The sequence below is a fragment of the Saezia sanguinis genome, assembly GCF_963921665.1.
GTDB lineage: Bacteria > Pseudomonadota > Gammaproteobacteria > Burkholderiales > Burkholderiaceae_C > Saezia > Saezia sanguinis.
In genome coordinates this window covers 36948-52183 of record NZ_CAWUGC010000015.1, presented here as the reverse complement: position 1 = coordinate 52183, position 15236 = coordinate 36948, and the positions used below count along the sequence as shown (strand labels likewise).

The window sequence follows — 15236 nt, the reverse complement described above, 5'->3', positions numbered from 1 at the left end:
GCAGGCTGGTAAATACGGAAAGCGTGTCAGAAGAAAGGGGTTACAGCTTTTGTGCAGCCATGTACTGGTCGTACAGGCCATCGGCGACCGGAATCCACTGGTAGGATTCCGCCAGGAACTTGGCATAGTCCGGATAGATTTTTTTCCAGTTCGGGTTGCTGTCCATCAGTTCGGCATACACCTTGTTACGCGCTTTGAAAGCCGCATCCATCACATCTTTAGGAAAACGTTGCAGCTTGGCGCCCTGCGCAATCAACTGCTTGAGCGCCTCCGGGTTGCGCCGGTCGTAGCGGGCCAGCACTGCCACGTGCGCATCAGAGGCCGCCTGCCGCACAATGTTCTGATACTCTTTGGAAAGCGTTGCCCACTGATTGGCGTTGATGTACAGGCTGAACTGTGTGCTGCCTTCCCACCAGCTGGGGGAATAATAATAAGGTGCGACCTTGTGCAAACCGAGCTTCAGGTCGTCATAAGGACCGATCCATTCCGCCGCATCCAGTGTGCCTTTTTCCAGCGCGGTATAAATCTCACCGCCAGGCAGGTTCTGCGGAATCACGCCCAGCTCAGAAAACACTTTGCCGCCAAAACCGCCAATACGGAATTTAATGCCGTTAACATCGGCCACAGAGCGGATCTCCTTGCGGAACCAGCCCCCCATCTGTGCACCGGTATTGCCTACAGGCAGATTCACGATGTTGTACTGTGAGAAAAAATCACGCAGCAGCTTCATGCCATTGCCATCGTACATCCAGGCGTTCATCTGACGGGCATTCATGCCAAACGGGATGGAAGTGTCAATGGCAAATGTCTCATCCTTGCCCACAAAATAATAGCCGCAAGTGTGTGCGATATCAATGGTGCCCTGCTGAACGGCATCCACCACCCCGAAAGCCGGTACCAGCTCACCGGCTGAATGCAGCGAGATCGTGAATTTGCCGCTGGTGGCCTCGGACACATTCTTTACAAAAATCTCGGCGCCTCCGTACACTGTATCCAGCGTTTTGGGAAAACTCGATGCAATGCGCCAGCGCAACTGCTGCTGTGCATAGACGATGGCCGGAGCACTGGCTGCAGCAACAATTCCGGCGATACCTGCCCCTTTGACGAATCTGCGTCGTTCCATGACTTTGTCTCCTGTGTTGTGGTGAGGTGTTTGTGCTTTGAAAAACGGTGTCGCATTTTTCGGCGATTAAAGCATGGAAACAATGCCATTGATGACCATAAGAACATAAATTGGGGATGCAGAAAAGGATATTGTGCAGCACGTGAATTTTCCCCCTATACTGCGCGGTATGGCTGAGATTAATCAGTAAGGGTATACCCCGAAATCATGTGATGCAGCCATTCTCAGCGGGTTGATCTAACGGTGTGCTGGTGCCGTACTAGCTGGCCCTGGTTGCCTTGGGAGGGCAAATGACATCAGGCCATGCCAGTGATAACCGGCATGGCCTTTATGCGTGAAAGCAGAGGGTGTTTTTAGCCGCAGCGGCTGAAATGGATACGCTGTGGGGCTGGTCTGGTTATTTACAGACCGTGTTCACAATGAATGTATCGCCTTGTGCGGTGGTTTGCGCATTTTGAAAATCATTATTTTCCATTGTCATCGACTTGACTACCTCACCTTTGGCGTAAGCCTGGTTGAACTGGTGCATGGCGTCTGTGCGGATGGCGCGCAAGGTACAGTCCACCGTGATCTCCATGGTGGCTGATGCGTTAGGTACCGGACGCGGTGGGGTTTCGTTGTCAAAAGGCTGTGCCAGCAATGTGGCGGTGCGCCAGGCCAGGTTCTGCGGGCTGGGCTGGATGGAGGACTGGTCAATGAAAATCGGCGCAGTTTCGGTGCCTGGTATCAGCGTCCATAATGCCTCATTAGCAGAAGCCATGCTGCTTGCAGAAAAACCTGAAATAACAGCCAGCGCCAGCATAGCGTGGTGTGTGCGTCGCATCAAAGACATGTCATATTCCTTATCAGATACAAAAGGCGGGGTAGAAAGGTACTCAGCCAGCACCCATTTTAGCGAAGAGTTTACCGATTGCAAACCGCAGCCGGAAATTGGGTCATGCCGTTATCTGTGGGCAAAAAAGCGGCACCTCAGGATGAGCTGTCAAAAAGATTTCGGTAGGATGCTATGCACACCCTTGGCATTCAGCAGGAGCTGTGCCAGGGCGCGTGTATAGGGTTACATTCAAGGTGATATCTGGGGTCATTTGCATACCGTATCCAATATGAGTTGAGCTGTTTCACTGCCATTGGAGTGGGCAAAATTTTCATCATGATCCGTTTGGCGCAGGATCTCTCCCTGTCCGTAGTGCTGGCTAAGCCAGAGCTCGGTATCTGCCCGTACAGCCTGGTTTTGACAGTCGACCGTGATATACATGCCCCAGGACTGTGCGCCCGCTACTTCTGCCAGATCATGCGAGTTCTGGACATTTTCAGGCTGTACAATCAGACGGGCATGCCGCCAGTGCGGGTGGCCAGGACTGGGGCGGATGGAATCAATATCCAGATAAAATGCGGCGGGTTCAAAGCCCTCAGAATCTGCCTCAATCAACAGCAGGTTCGAAGGGACAGGCTGGGCAGCAGCATTAAGGCTCATTGTCATGCCGGGTATACTCAGTGCCACAGCCAACATCAAAGAAACAAACCAGGTTGATTTATTCATCGCACGTCCTCACATTGAAGTTCAGTCACTCCGTCAAAGTATATCTCAGTACTGCAGCTGAAATAGCATATGCTGGCCCTTGTGGTCAGACAAAATCTTTCGGTTAAACAAAAACCATGAAAGCAAAAAATGACTTACGTGCCGCCATACCTGTGATACAACTTCAGCTATGGCGGTGTGTGTAGTACTGCTTACTTACACACGGTTTGCAGGGTCTCACGGGCCTCGGCCACACCGCCTTGTTTTGCACGTGTTTGCCAAGAATTTTTATGGAATGCAGGTCAGCGTTTGATCAGCGGTTACCAAATCGGTGGTTGCCATAGTCATAGTAACAGTTGGCACGGAATTCCTGAATCAATTCGTCGTCGGTTTTATTCGGGTTTTGGTAAACATACTTCACCAGGTCAATCACAATGCGCTCCGTCTGTGCAATGGCAAACTGCGTAATCTCCGTATCGCCACCGTCCTGGCGGATAGATGATCTGATGGTTGCAATAAACTGCTGTTCGCTGATCGGCCCGTTATCCCTGGTGGTCGTTGCTACTGACGCGAGCCCTGAAACCTTGTCGCATATGCCATTGACCGTTTGCATCAGGTTCTCCGGATAATGTCTTTGGCACATGATCTCCATGGCCTCTTTCCACCGCGCTGAATTGTGCTGTGCCAGTTCAGAAGCCATGGACACGTGAAGGATGTTGCTGACCTGCTCCCTGAAGGAGGCATTTTGCCCTGTGATACGCTGGTAAGCCTCGCTCAAAGAGGCGCCGGCTGCCAAAAAACCGGCGCTGCGCTCGACACTCTCCGTCATCAGTTCACAGCTCATCTGCTGTGGGTGGGCTGATATAGTTAAAGTGCCTGGCGTTTGGGCATAGGCACCCGGCAATGCTGCCGCAACCAGTAGTAGTGCAATACGCAGATAGATCCAGGTGTTTTGACGAGGCATGTGCTTCATCACGTATTCTCTTTTGTCGTGCAGGTGAATGATGTTCAACCGGTTTGTGCGCAAACCCATTACAGTATGCCATATTCCACAGTGATCCCCATGTGAAAACTTTGAAAAAATGAATCCCCAGGTGGTTTACAATGGGCTGGAATGCGCTCAGGGTTGCTCAAGCACTGCTAGGCAAGGCTGGCGCTCACACAAAGGGTTCCACTCTAAGGGGTTTGCTATGAGTTCAACAAGAAAAGCAGTCGCACTGGCCATTCTGGTGGCAGCAGTCAGCGTTACCGCCTGTAATGGCATTTCACCCAATATCGGGATTGGTGTTTTCGGCGGCAGCCGGCATTCCGGGGTTGGGGTGGGTGTCGGGTTTCCCATCGGGGGTTCCGTGCCGTCAGTGCCGCAAACACCGCCACAGGTGGTGGCATACAATGTGGGCGATCTGGTGGCAGAAAACGACTTGTTTTACCGCAAATTTTTGGGCATGACACCGCAGAACGGCTATGTCGTGCAGGACTTTTATAAATCCGCTCACAGTGCCGCAACAACGCAGTCTGAGCAAAGCGATGAAAAACTGACCGATGCCTATGTGCTGCGCACCGAGGCTGATGTGGAAGGTCTGTTGTACTCGGGTGCCGTGGAAGGCTCTGGCGGGCTCAGCCAGGGCATGCTGAACTGGCTGGGCCAGTTGAATGCGGCCGGCCCTTATGTGTTATGGTACGAAAATGGCCGCAAGGCGCTGGAAACCCGCTATCTGAACGGTCAGTTGCATGGGGCCTGGACTGTCTGGTATGCCAATGGACAAATGCAGACAGAGGGCGCTTACGACCATGGGCAACGGGTGGGCGTCTGGCGCATGTGGAATGAACAGGGCGTGCTGCTGCACGAAGAACGGCTGGAAGCCACCGCGCAGTAACGGGCTCGGGTGTTTTCTTTAAGATTCTTTATGAGTGTGTGCTGCCAGGTCCGGTACCAAAGTGTATGGTCGAATGGAGGGGATGTTATATGAAAAAAATTGCGTCAAGTTTCACATTGCAGCACCGGCTGGCATGGGTGTTGCCTTTGCTCGCGGTCTGGGCCATCAGCGGTTGCACAACTTTGACCCCAGCCCCATTGGTAGAGGCCCCGTCCTATGAGGTCGGGCAAAAAGTGGCGCAGGGCGATGTGGCTTACTGCACCTACCTGGGCACCACGCAGCAGGGCTATCAGATGCAGGCCTTTTACCAGGGCAGCAACCTGAAGCTGACCGATCCGTTTGTGGTAACGCAGGCGCAAGACATTCCCCGTTGCGTATTTACCCACGGTGCTTTCATGAATGGTTTGTACATCACCCCCCGGATGATGTCGCCGCAAATCCCGATGGATACGCTGGTGACGCAGGATGACGTACCGTTTGACATGCATTTGCAGGGCACGCTCACACAATGGTATGACAATGGGGCCATGGCCATGCAAGGCCAGTTTCACAACGGCGTTCAGCAGGGGCTGGCGACTACCTGGTACAGCAACGGGGCCAAAGAGCGCGAGGGGTACTACATCGACGGGCTGAAAGAAGGGCAATGGACCTCGTGGTACGCCGGTGGCGAAAAATCACTGGAAGGCAACTATGTGCATGACCAGGAAGACGGCCTGTGGACCGGCTGGTATGAAAACGGCCAGAAAAGCGAAGAAGGCTCCTACCAGGCCGGCCTGAAAGAAGGCGTGTGGCGTAAATGGTGGGACAACGGCCAGCTCAGTGACGAAACCCATTTTCTGAAGGGCCAGTTGCATGGCACTTGGCGCCAGTGGTATGTCAATGGCGATCGTGCGCTGGTGGGTCAACATCAGAATGGCCGTGTACACGGGCAACTGCAGGTCTGGTATGGTAATGGTCAGCGTTGGGTGGTCGGGCAGTTTGACCAGGGCCGTGGTGAGCTGACCATCTGGCATGAAAACGGACAGAAAAGCCAGCATGGGCATATTGTGGATGGCATTCCGGTTGGCCTATGGCAGCGCTGGGATGAGCAGGGCAAACTGCTCGAAACTGTAACCTACGAACCACTCCAACCCTGAGAGATTTGAAGCACAGTGCACAGGCCCGGCATATGCATGCCGGGCCTTTTTTCTGATTCCGGTCATGGTGGTTTTGTGCGATAAAGGGCACACTTAAGCCTTTAAAAGGGTTTTTCGGCCCGATTTTTTCAGGCCATGTTTTACAATCCAAACAACATGCACACAAGTGCAGTGTACCTGCGGCCATGGCGTTTCAAGGCGTGTTAACAGCCCTGAAAGCCAGCCAAAGGAATAAAACACATTGTGAAAAATCAACCAGAATGAAAACGATGAACAGTTCTATACCAGGGTGGGCAATCCTATTTTTGGCGCTGGCACTCAGTGCCTGTACCGGTACCTCCAGGCCTTCTGCAGGCACAACACCTGCCGCACCGCCTTCTGTGACAGGCACCGCGCCTGAAGATACCCCTTTGGCTACGCCTGACCTGCCGCCGGCCCCGTTTGAATTAGGAACGGTGGTGGCACAGAATGAAGCGTACTACCGCGAATTCTGGGGCATGACGACACAAGGCTTTTTTGTGGTGCAGGACTTTTACCATGCCGGCGGCGTGAAACGTACCGACCCCTATACCATGCTGCGCCTGGACGAGGTGCACAACTGGATACTTTCACCGCAACAATCCCTCACACAGCAATACGAAGCCTTGTGGCAGGTCGGCATTGATGGGCCCTATGTGCAGTGGCATGCCAACGGGCAAAAAGCCATTGAAGGCCTGTATCAAAACCGCTTGCCGCAGGGGCAATGGAAACTCTGGTACGACAACGGCGTACCCATGTTTCAGGAAGAGCTGATCAACGGCGTGCGCAACGGGCCATCCATGGGCTGGTACCCCAACGGCAAACAGGCCGGGCAGGGCCAATATGTGAACGGCGTGCGCGATGGCGTATGGATCCTGTGGTACAACAATGGCTCCAAAATGCAGGAAGGCGCTTACGGCAACGAGCAGCAGCAGGGTGACTGGACCTACTGGTACGACAATGGCGCACGCAAGCAGGCCGGGCGCTACCTCGACGGTGTGCAGGTCGGTGTGTGGAGCTGGTGGGACCGCCAGGGCAACCTGGTGCGCGAGCTCAACTATGGCGAAACCGGTGAGCTCAAACCACAGATCGGCTCCGGCACCATACAGCCGCGTGCCTGGTAAAAGCCGTTGCTGTTCAAAGGAGGTTAGATGCAACACGCCGGCAAAGCCGGTCATGGCAATTTAAAAGGTGTGTTAACACGCCTTGATAAAAATAAATGCGAAAGTGGCAAACCGTTTTAAACGGTTTGCTACACTGCAGTTGAGCAGCCATCAACTTGATATAGCGGGTTCAAACGTTTATATTTTTCCACCAACGCCTTTAAACTTTTCAACAAACGCTGCAATTTTCTGAAAAACATTCTGTTTTTTCGTGAGGTATTGCGGGTTTAGGGGACTCATTTTAGGCAAAACAGCATTGAGTTCTGTGCCATTGTCACTGGCAAACTCACGCTTGAGTGAAGTGGCAATATAACGTTTAGCTGCCTCTTCATTCAGATTTTCGGAACGAATCAGCTCTTGTGCCTCGCGCTGTTGCTCTGCTTGCGCAAAAGCAAAAAAAGACTCGATGATGCCAACCTTGTCGCCGATCTTATCCAGGTTAGTCTGGTTAATGAAATCAACAATCAAGCTTTCCTTAGCGCGGTTACCCAGACTGGCCCGGATTAATCGGCGTACTTCATCAATTAAGCCTGCTTTACTTTGATGCTTTTTATTGTGTTCAAAAATCAATTCAAGAATGTAATCAAGATTAATTTCCTGCGACTTCAGCAAGTCCACTTCAAAGACGACATCATTCCAGTCAATGGTCGATTTGTCTTTCTCGTCAGACGATTTTTCCCGGCGTAGCCAATCGCGAATGTCGTTATAGGCTGATCGGTAATCCTGAATTTTTCGCTCGGCAGGCATTCTGATGGTTTGCAGTGCCGCCAGGTCGTCATCATTCAAATAGTGTCGTGCCTTAAAAGCCTCAACCGCTTCAATATCTCCCATATCGACGCTTTGCAAGGCTTTCAGGTTGGCAAACTCATCATAGTTCTGCAGTACGTTTTCTACACGCAAATATTCGCCAAATAACTTCACAAAGTCTTTTTTATCTTTTTCCAAAACAATTTCATCAGGGTTGGGGAAGCGCTGTTCTAATTCTGTAACGACATCCACAAAGCCGCGTCTCGCTTCACCGGTCACTATATCGGTAAAGCCTTCCATATACTCCTTGTAGCTCTTTTCCAGCACCACATTTTTGGTATTTTTATTGCCAAACAGGGTAATGGCATCAACTGTAGCCTGCTCCAGATCACGAAATGTGACAATATTGCCGAAAGTCTTGGTCGCATCATAAATACGGTTGGTACGCGAATAGGCCTGTATCAAACCGTGGTAACGCAGGTTTTTATCGACAAACAGGGTATTGAGTGTGGGGGCATCAAAGCCGGTCAGAAACATACCCACCACAATCAGCAAATCGACTTCCTTTGATTTAACCCGCTTGGCCAAATCGCGGTAATAGTTTTGAAAACCATTGCTATCCACGCTGAAGCTGGTTTTAAACAGTGCATTATAGTCTTTGATCGCAGCGCTTAAAACCTCTTTGGCACTGCTGTTCATGGCCGACACATCAAAGCTTTCATCCGCAATATCGCCTACAGCATCCTGTTCTTCATTGGCGGCAAACGAAAAAATCGTCGCTATCTTCAGTGACTTGTCACTGTGTTTCTGCAGTTGATTCAGCGTTTCATAATACAGTTTGGCGGCATCCACACTGCTCACCGCAAACATGGCATTAAAACCATTGGCATTTGCTTGCAGACGGTGAGTTTTCCGCCGGAAATTGTTCAAAATGTACTGCGATATTTCCCGAATGCGCTCGGGGTGCAGCAGGGCCTGCCTGTTTTCCGCCGCGTTCAGTTTTGTCTCATCCTGCTCTGTTTCAATTACCTTAAACTGTGGGCGTACATCGTTGTAATCCACCTTGAACTTGAGCACTTTTTCATCGCGAATGGCATCCGTGATCACATACGAATGCAATTCGCGGCCAAACACGCTGGCCGTGGTTTCAGCGCCCAGGGCATTTTGCGGGAAGATCGGTGTGCCGGTAAAACCAAACTGGCAAAAATTTTTAAACTTCTTCTTCAGGTTTTTTTGTGCTTCACCAAACTGGCTGCGGTGGCATTCATCAAAAATAAACACCACTTGTTTAGTGTATATAGGCAGGTCGCCTTCACTTTTCATCAGGTTGTTGAGCTTTTGGATGGTTGTGACAATGATCTTGTTATCGTCTTTCTCCAGGTTACGCTTGAGCCCTGCGGTGCTGTCCGAGCCGTTGACGCTGTCGGGTGAAAAGCGCTGGTACTCCTTCATGGTCTGGTAATCAAGGTCTTTTCTGTCCACCACAAAAAATACCTTGTCGATAAACTCCAACTCAGTAGCCAGGCGCGCCGCTTTAAAGCTGGTTAAGGTCTTGCCGGAGCCGGTGGTATGCCAGATATAACCTCCGCTTTCGGGTTTGCTCCAGTTTCTGGCTTCATACGAGTTGTTGACCTTCCACAAAATACGCTCGGTGGCGGCAATCTGATACGGGCGCATCACTAGCAGGGTGTTGTTGACATCAAATACCGAATAATGCAGCAGAACTTTGAGCAGGGTATTTTTCTGGAAGAACGTCGCCGTAAAGTCTTTCAGGTCTTTGATCAGGCTGTTGTCGGCTTTCGCCCAGTTCATGGTGAAATCAAAACTGTTTTTGTTGCGCTGCGTGGTGTTGGCAAAATAACGGCTATCGGTGCCGTTGGAAATCACAAACAACTGCAAATACTTATACAGCGAATGCTCGCTGTTAAAGCTCTCCTTGCTGTAGCGGTGCACCTGGTTAAAGGCTTCCCGAATCGCCACGCCGCGTTTTTTCAACTCCACCTGCACCAGCGGCAGGCCATTCACCAGAATCGTCACATCGTAGCGGTTGGCGTGCGAGCCCGTTTGCTCAAACTGCTTGATCACTTGAACCTTATTGCGGGCAATGTTCTTTTTATCCAGCAGATAGATATTCTGAATGCGGCCATCGTCAAACACAAAATCATGAATATAGTCGTCGTGAATTTTGCGGGTTTTATCAATGACGCTATCACTGGGTTTATCCAGCCAGGTCTCCACGAAGCGCAGCCACTCGCTGTCAGTAAACTGCACGTTGTTCAAGGCCTGTAACTGCTCGCGCACATTGGCCAGCATCGCTTCAGGTTTATTTAAACCCGGCAGGTATTCATAACCCTGATGGACCAAATCCTGAATAAGCTCGCGCTCCAGGTCGCCTTCGCTCTGGTAGCTTTCGGCTACCTTCCATTCTTTGGTGTATTTATCAAGGATGATAAAGCTGTTTGACTCGGCGATGGGCTTGGTGTACTCAGTCATGTTATTCTTCCTTTCGCCAAAATCCATAGTTGTCTGCCAAGTGATCAAGCAATAATTTAACCGTCGCTTGCTCAGCTGGCGTGGGTTCCGCAACTGTTTCGCTGGATAGCGTGCTATGGTTTGTAAAATTAATAATTCTGCTCAAATAGAGTTGCTTGTCATCGGGCAATAATTCTGACCACTTCGGGTAGCCTAGAAAGCTGGCAGTTTTTTCATACAGATTGCGCAATAACGTAAAGTGGTATTTCTGCACCTGATTATTTGCAATTGCCTGTTCAAGGGTTTGTTTAAGATGCAGATGGTAAGAAAAGCTCTTGTTCGAGTCGCCGTGCCTTTCGGTAAGGGAGAAATGACCATCCTTTAGGCGCTCCAGCAGATAACAGGTTTTACTATTCAGTTCATTGTAGAGCACGTTATAAAACAGTGGATTGTGAGTTGTAACGATAAACTTCAAGCCAGACGGGTTGGATTTGATTAAACCCGCTAGGTCGACAGCCAGCGCAATCAAGTGGTTTTCATCCAGCGAACTCACCGGGTCATCAATAAAAACATACTCCAGTTCATCAAATTGGTTAGTTTCACGATTATCGGGTTCTCCAACACTCAGTACGCTGATGACCTGTTCAAGTAATGTATAGAAAACGCTCCAGATAAAGTTGCTTTCTTCGCCTTTGGAGATTTTCAAATTTCCAGAGTGTTCGTCATCGCCGCGCTCAAGCGAAAAAGTTACTTCCGAAAAAGCCTTTACGGTAACTGGTTTGTCGTCCTTGCCTTTGACCGTATATTCTTCATTAAAGCGGGGTGTAAGCTTATCATTGGCATAATGTTGAAAGTTTGTAATGATATTGAGATCCTGCCCCTGATCTTCCAAAATCCAGTCAGTAAACGAATTAGGCTGGATTTTTAGCTTGGGTTCAGCATCTCCTTCCAAATCGTTATCCCAATAAAACAGGTCTTCGGTAAAGGCGTTGTAATAAAGAATCTTACGATGTGTCAATTCAACTTCATCGCTATCTTTATCGTTATCTTTTTTGGGGGCAATAAGCTGCTTAAACTCACGCGAAAGTCGGGTTTTGCCCGTACCATTAAAGGCATAAATCAGCTGCACTTTTTTATCAGTGCTTTTCAGTTGCCGGGCTATTTCCGTGAGTGTATTGCTCATGTTATGCCGCTACCTTTTCCGATTTAGGAAAGCTCAACAATAAATCGCGGTAATATTCATACTGTTTTTGGCGTAGCTCAATTTCACGTGGCAAACCTTCACTGATGGAGTTGGTTAGGGCATCGAATTTATCCAGTATGGAGACGATGCGGGTTTGTTCGGCAAGCGACTTTTTAGGGTCGTTAGGGAATGGAATTGGGATCGTCATCTTGGCCAGACTATCTTTTGAGACCCTTCTAACTTTTGCACCAGTTATATATTTTAGTTTTTGTTTTTGAAACAGTTCAGTTTGGAAACAATATGCTAAATATTTAACATTTTGGTTATGCCTAAACAGCATCATGTCTCCAGATATGGCTGATTTATCACCAAGCCAAGCTAATGGCTTTAAAACATCTTCATCATTCTCTGATGTTGTTGCAATCAATAAATCATTTCTTTCGGCGATTTTTAACTTATTTGCCAATGTGTTCGATATATATGTAAACGTTTTGCTCGCAAATAAACTATAGCGTGTAAAAATTTGGCCGTAATGAATCGCTGGAAATCCTTCCTCAATGAAGTCTTTTTTTTGCATGCCATTGCCACGAATAAACTCACCAAGCTCCCCCAATGTCTTCCATTCCACTTCGCCTTCTTCAAAACTCAGCAACTGGTCGCGGTAGTAGTTGTATTGTTTTTTGCGTGCGGTAAGCTCGGTGGTAAGCTCGGCGGTAAGCTCGGTAAACGTGTCCAATATGCGGACAATTTCTGTTTGGATTTTTAGTGATTTTTGAGGGTTTTCAGGGCAAGGGATGGGAATTAGTAGAGCTTCCATTTCGCTCTTGCGAATAGAGGGAAGTGCACCAGAATCGTGTGCCAAAGAGCTCAGGTTAATTGTTTGCATCCAATAAAACAGAAACCGAGCACTAATTTTCTCACTTGAAATCAATCCCATGACATTATTATCGTAGGCGGATGGCATAGATAAAAGGCGCTTCTTGTTTGTCGCCACAGCTGCGCCAATTTTGGGGAAAATCACAGTGCCCGCAGGTGCCGGCGTGATACCAAGTTTTTTAACTACCGTATCATCAATAAAGTTATTCGCTGCAGTCATCGTAGTTTCGTTGCCAACGATATTCATATCACTGACTTTATAAAATGGATAGCTGCCTTCAGATTTTCCTTGATAGGCATTCGGGAAACCCCAGCCACTACGAATTTCAGCCACTTCCTTCAGAGGTTGCCACTCTATCTGAACGCCATCCAGCAATTTCTCAATAAAGTCCATGTTGCTCATGTCTTAGTCTCCCAGCCTTCATTGGGAGTGCCCTCAATCTCGGCCACGATGGTATCAATCTCTGACCGCAGTCGGTCGATGTTGGCAACGGTGGTTTTCAGTTCGGCATTGAGCTGGGCAATATCCACCACCTCGCGGTTGTCTTTGGCTTCGACATAGCTGCTGACCGACAGGTTGTAGTCGTTGGCGGCAATGGTCTCAAACGATACTGATTTAGCAAAATATTCCTTGTCGGCTTTGCTATCAAACACCTGCATAATGTCTTCGATATGTTTATCAGTCAGCACATTGTTATTGGTTTCTTTTTTAAACAGACTGCTGGCATCGATGAACTGGGTTTGGGTGTCTGTTTTGTGTTTGGACAGCACCAGAATATTCACGGCGATGGTGGTGCCGTAGAACAGGTTGGGTGCAAGCGAAATCACCGTTTCGACATAGTTGTTATCCACCAGATACTTGCGGATTTTCTGTTCGGCGCCGCCCCGGTAAAAAATACCGGGAAAGCAGACAATCGCCGCTCGACCTTTGCTGGAAAGGTAGCTGAGCGCGTGCAGTACAAAAGCAAAGTCGGCTTTGGACTTGGGCGCGAGCACGCCTGCCGGGGCAAAGCGGTCATCGTTAATCAGGGTCGGGTCATCTGAGCCAATCCATTTCACGGAATAAGGCGGATTGGATACGATGGCGTCAAAGGGTTTTTCATCGCCAAAGTGTGGTGTAGTTAGGGTATTGCCCAACTGGATGTTGAACTTGTCGTAGTTGATGTTGTGCAAAAACATGTTCATACGCGCCAGGTTATAGGTGGTGTGATTGATCTCCTGGCCAAAAAAGCCTTCTTCAATAATATGGGCGTCAAAATGTTTTTTGGCTTGCAGCAGCAGTGAGCCGGAGCCACAAGCGGGGTCATAAATTTTATTGACACTGGTTTGCTTGTGCATGGCCAGTTGCGCAATCAGTTTCGACACATGTTGTGGGGTGAAAAACTCGCCGCCGGATTTGCCGGCATTGGCGGCGTAGTTGGAGATAAGAAACTCGTAGGCATCACCGAACAGGTCGATTTGGCTGCCTTCAAAGCCACCAAAATTTAATCCTGCTACGCCTTTGAGCACAGCCGCCAGGCGGGCATTTTTATCTTTTACCGTATTGCCGAGCCGGTTGCTGGTGGTATCAAAGTCGGCAAACAAGCCTTTGATGTCTCCCTCTGAAGGGTAACCGCTGGCAGATGTTTCAATGGCGGCGAAGATGCCCGCCAAATCTGTGTTTAATTTCTCGTTGGCATTGGCACCAGCGGCGACGTTAATGAACAGCTCGCTAGGGTAAATGAAGTAACCCTTGGTTTTAATGGCATCGTCTTTGATTTCCGCAGTGATGACGCTGTCATCAAGCTTTGCGTAGTTAATGCTGTCATCACCGCCTTCAATGTAGCTGGCAAAGTTTTCGCTGATGAAGCGGTAAAACAGTGTGCCTAAGACATATTGCTTAAAATCCCAGCCATCCACTGCACCGCGTACATCGTTGGCAATTTGCCAGATCTGACGTTGCAGTGCCGCGCGTTGTTCCTTACCTGTCATTTAAAACTCCAGCCTTGATCTGTTTTGGATAGCTATAAGTCCATATTAGCAAAACATTATAACGAGTAAAGAGGCTATGAAAACCGGGAGTTATCCAATTGTTATGAGGGTGTTTTAACGCAAAATATAGGAGGTGCGCTGCGGACCAGGCACAGATGGATGCGCGAAGCGGCCAGGATGAATTGTGGCGTTATTTATTGCAGGGCGCGACAAAGCATATGCTATTGTCTGATGGCAGCCCGAAGGGAAAGACGATCAAGCCGTGCCCAGCGGCGGCGGAAACTCCTGGTCGGGGTCTTCGGCATCCCACCAGTCCTGCGCTTCCTGTTCCTGGTAATTCTCTTCGCCTTCAAAGCCGTGCGCTTCGATTTCCTGCAATACATATTCGGCATCAAACCGGGCAGTGATTTCTTCGGCACCGCGATGTGTCAGCAGGGTCACACCCTCTTCGCTGTCTTCTGTTTTATCTTCCTGCACATCCTGCCACTGCACGCTGAAGCCCTGTTGTTTCAGAAAATATTCCACCATGGCTTCATTATCGGTACTGTAGTAGGAAGCCACTTGCTCAATGGTTTCCAGAATATAAGGTACCTTGTAAGGCCCCGTCAGTTCGGCAGGGAGGTCTTTAACCAGATAAAACAGCAGGCCGTTGTCCAGCGGTTCGCGCCAGTAGGCGGTGTTGAAAATGCCGGCGGCTACAGAGGCGATATGGTCGCCGTTGAACTCGTCAGGCACCAGCGGAACGCTGCTAAGTTCCAGCATCAGCTTGGGGTGTTCCAGCGTGTCAATGTGCTCGGCCACGCCTTTGGCTTTCAGCTCCTGGCTGTCCAGCAGCAGGGCCGGGGGGAAAGGCGTTTCATTCTGCTCGGCCCAGGCCCACAGCCAGGCGTCTTCTGCATCCAGCTGGGTGCCCAGCAGTTGAATCGCAAAAACGCGCCCGGCGCCGAAGTCGGCGGTGCCTTTTTCCAGGTCAAGCCTGGGCTGGTTCTGCGGCCCCAGGTATTTGGAGAATAACAACTGGCGCGCAAAAACGGTGCCGATGTGGGCGTCAAATAAAGTTCCAAAAGCAGGCTGCATGCGAATTCTCCGGGCAAATATGCTAAAAAGATGCCAGTTAAAAATCCATTGTATCAATTGCTGCGATTACCATC

At 49.6% G+C, this 15236-nt stretch carries 12 protein-coding genes; 3 read left to right on the top strand and 9 right to left on the bottom strand.

All coding sequences use genetic code 11. The features are described from left to right. Positions 1 to 40 precede the first annotated feature (40 nt). From AACY98_RS09795 to AACY98_RS09780, 4 genes are all read right to left on the bottom strand, one after another. Entirely contained in the window at positions 41 to 1123 is a 1083-nt protein-coding gene (locus AACY98_RS09795; RefSeq protein WP_339804607.1) for a TRAP transporter substrate-binding protein, read from the bottom strand. Between the two features lie 397 nt (positions 1124 to 1520). Next, a complete protein-coding gene (locus AACY98_RS09790; protein ID WP_339804605.1) occupies positions 1521 to 1955 on the bottom strand; it encodes a surface-adhesin E family protein in 435 nt (144 codons plus the stop codon). 249 nt (positions 1956 to 2204) lie between these two features. After that, positions 2205 to 2663: a surface-adhesin E family protein gene (locus AACY98_RS09785; protein WP_339804603.1), complete on the bottom strand. Its 459-nt coding sequence runs from the start codon at positions 2661 to 2663 to the stop codon at positions 2205 to 2207. Between the two features lie 292 nt (positions 2664 to 2955). Further along, on the bottom strand, positions 2956 to 3675 hold the full coding sequence (locus AACY98_RS09780) for a hypothetical protein (protein ID WP_339804601.1): 720 nt from the start codon (positions 3673 to 3675) through the stop codon (positions 2956 to 2958). A gap of 157 nt (positions 3676 to 3832) precedes the next feature. Here AACY98_RS09780 and AACY98_RS09775 point away from each other — a divergent pair, with 157 nt between their 5' ends. The 3 genes from AACY98_RS09775 to AACY98_RS09765 all read left to right on the top strand — a co-directional run bounded on the left by AACY98_RS09775 (position 3833) and on the right by AACY98_RS09765 (position 6797). After that, positions 3833 to 4519, top strand: coding sequence for a toxin-antitoxin system YwqK family antitoxin (locus AACY98_RS09775; RefSeq protein WP_126980111.1), 687 nt, complete (start codon positions 3833 to 3835; stop codon positions 4517 to 4519). A gap of 89 nt (positions 4520 to 4608) precedes the next feature. Continuing rightward, positions 4609 to 5655, top strand: a complete 1047-nt coding sequence (locus AACY98_RS09770) for a toxin-antitoxin system YwqK family antitoxin (protein WP_339804598.1) — start codon at positions 4609 to 4611, stop codon at positions 5653 to 5655. 269 nt (positions 5656 to 5924) lie between these two features. Then, positions 5925 to 6797, top strand: coding sequence for a toxin-antitoxin system YwqK family antitoxin (locus AACY98_RS09765; protein ID WP_339804596.1), 873 nt, complete (start codon positions 5925 to 5927; stop codon positions 6795 to 6797). A gap of 177 nt (positions 6798 to 6974) precedes the next feature. Here AACY98_RS09765 and AACY98_RS09760 read toward each other — a convergent pair whose 3' ends face one another. The 5 genes from AACY98_RS09760 to AACY98_RS09740 form a co-directional block, all read right to left on the bottom strand. Next, the gene (locus AACY98_RS09760) at positions 6975 to 10076 is read right to left on the bottom strand and encodes a type I restriction endonuclease subunit R (RefSeq protein ID WP_339804595.1); all 3102 of its coding nucleotides are present in this window, start codon (positions 10074 to 10076) and stop codon (positions 6975 to 6977) included. 1 nt (position 10077) lies between these two features. Then, positions 10078 to 11238, bottom strand: coding sequence for an AAA family ATPase (locus tag AACY98_RS09755; protein ID WP_339804594.1), 1161 nt, complete (start codon positions 11236 to 11238; stop codon positions 10078 to 10080). Position 11239: 1 nt separating this feature from the next. Next, positions 11240 to 12517, bottom strand: a complete 1278-nt coding sequence (locus tag AACY98_RS09750; protein WP_339804592.1) for a restriction endonuclease subunit S — start codon at positions 12515 to 12517, stop codon at positions 11240 to 11242. Then, a complete protein-coding gene (locus AACY98_RS09745; protein ID WP_339804590.1) occupies positions 12514 to 14085 on the bottom strand; it encodes a type I restriction-modification system subunit M in 1572 nt (523 codons plus the stop codon). The genes AACY98_RS09750 and AACY98_RS09745 overlap by 4 nt, the downstream gene beginning before the upstream one ends. Before the next feature lie 255 nt (positions 14086 to 14340). Continuing rightward, on the bottom strand, positions 14341 to 15162 hold the full coding sequence (locus AACY98_RS09740; protein ID WP_339804588.1) for a DUF6882 domain-containing protein: 822 nt from the start codon (positions 15160 to 15162) through the stop codon (positions 14341 to 14343). Positions 15163 to 15236 lie beyond the last annotated feature (74 nt).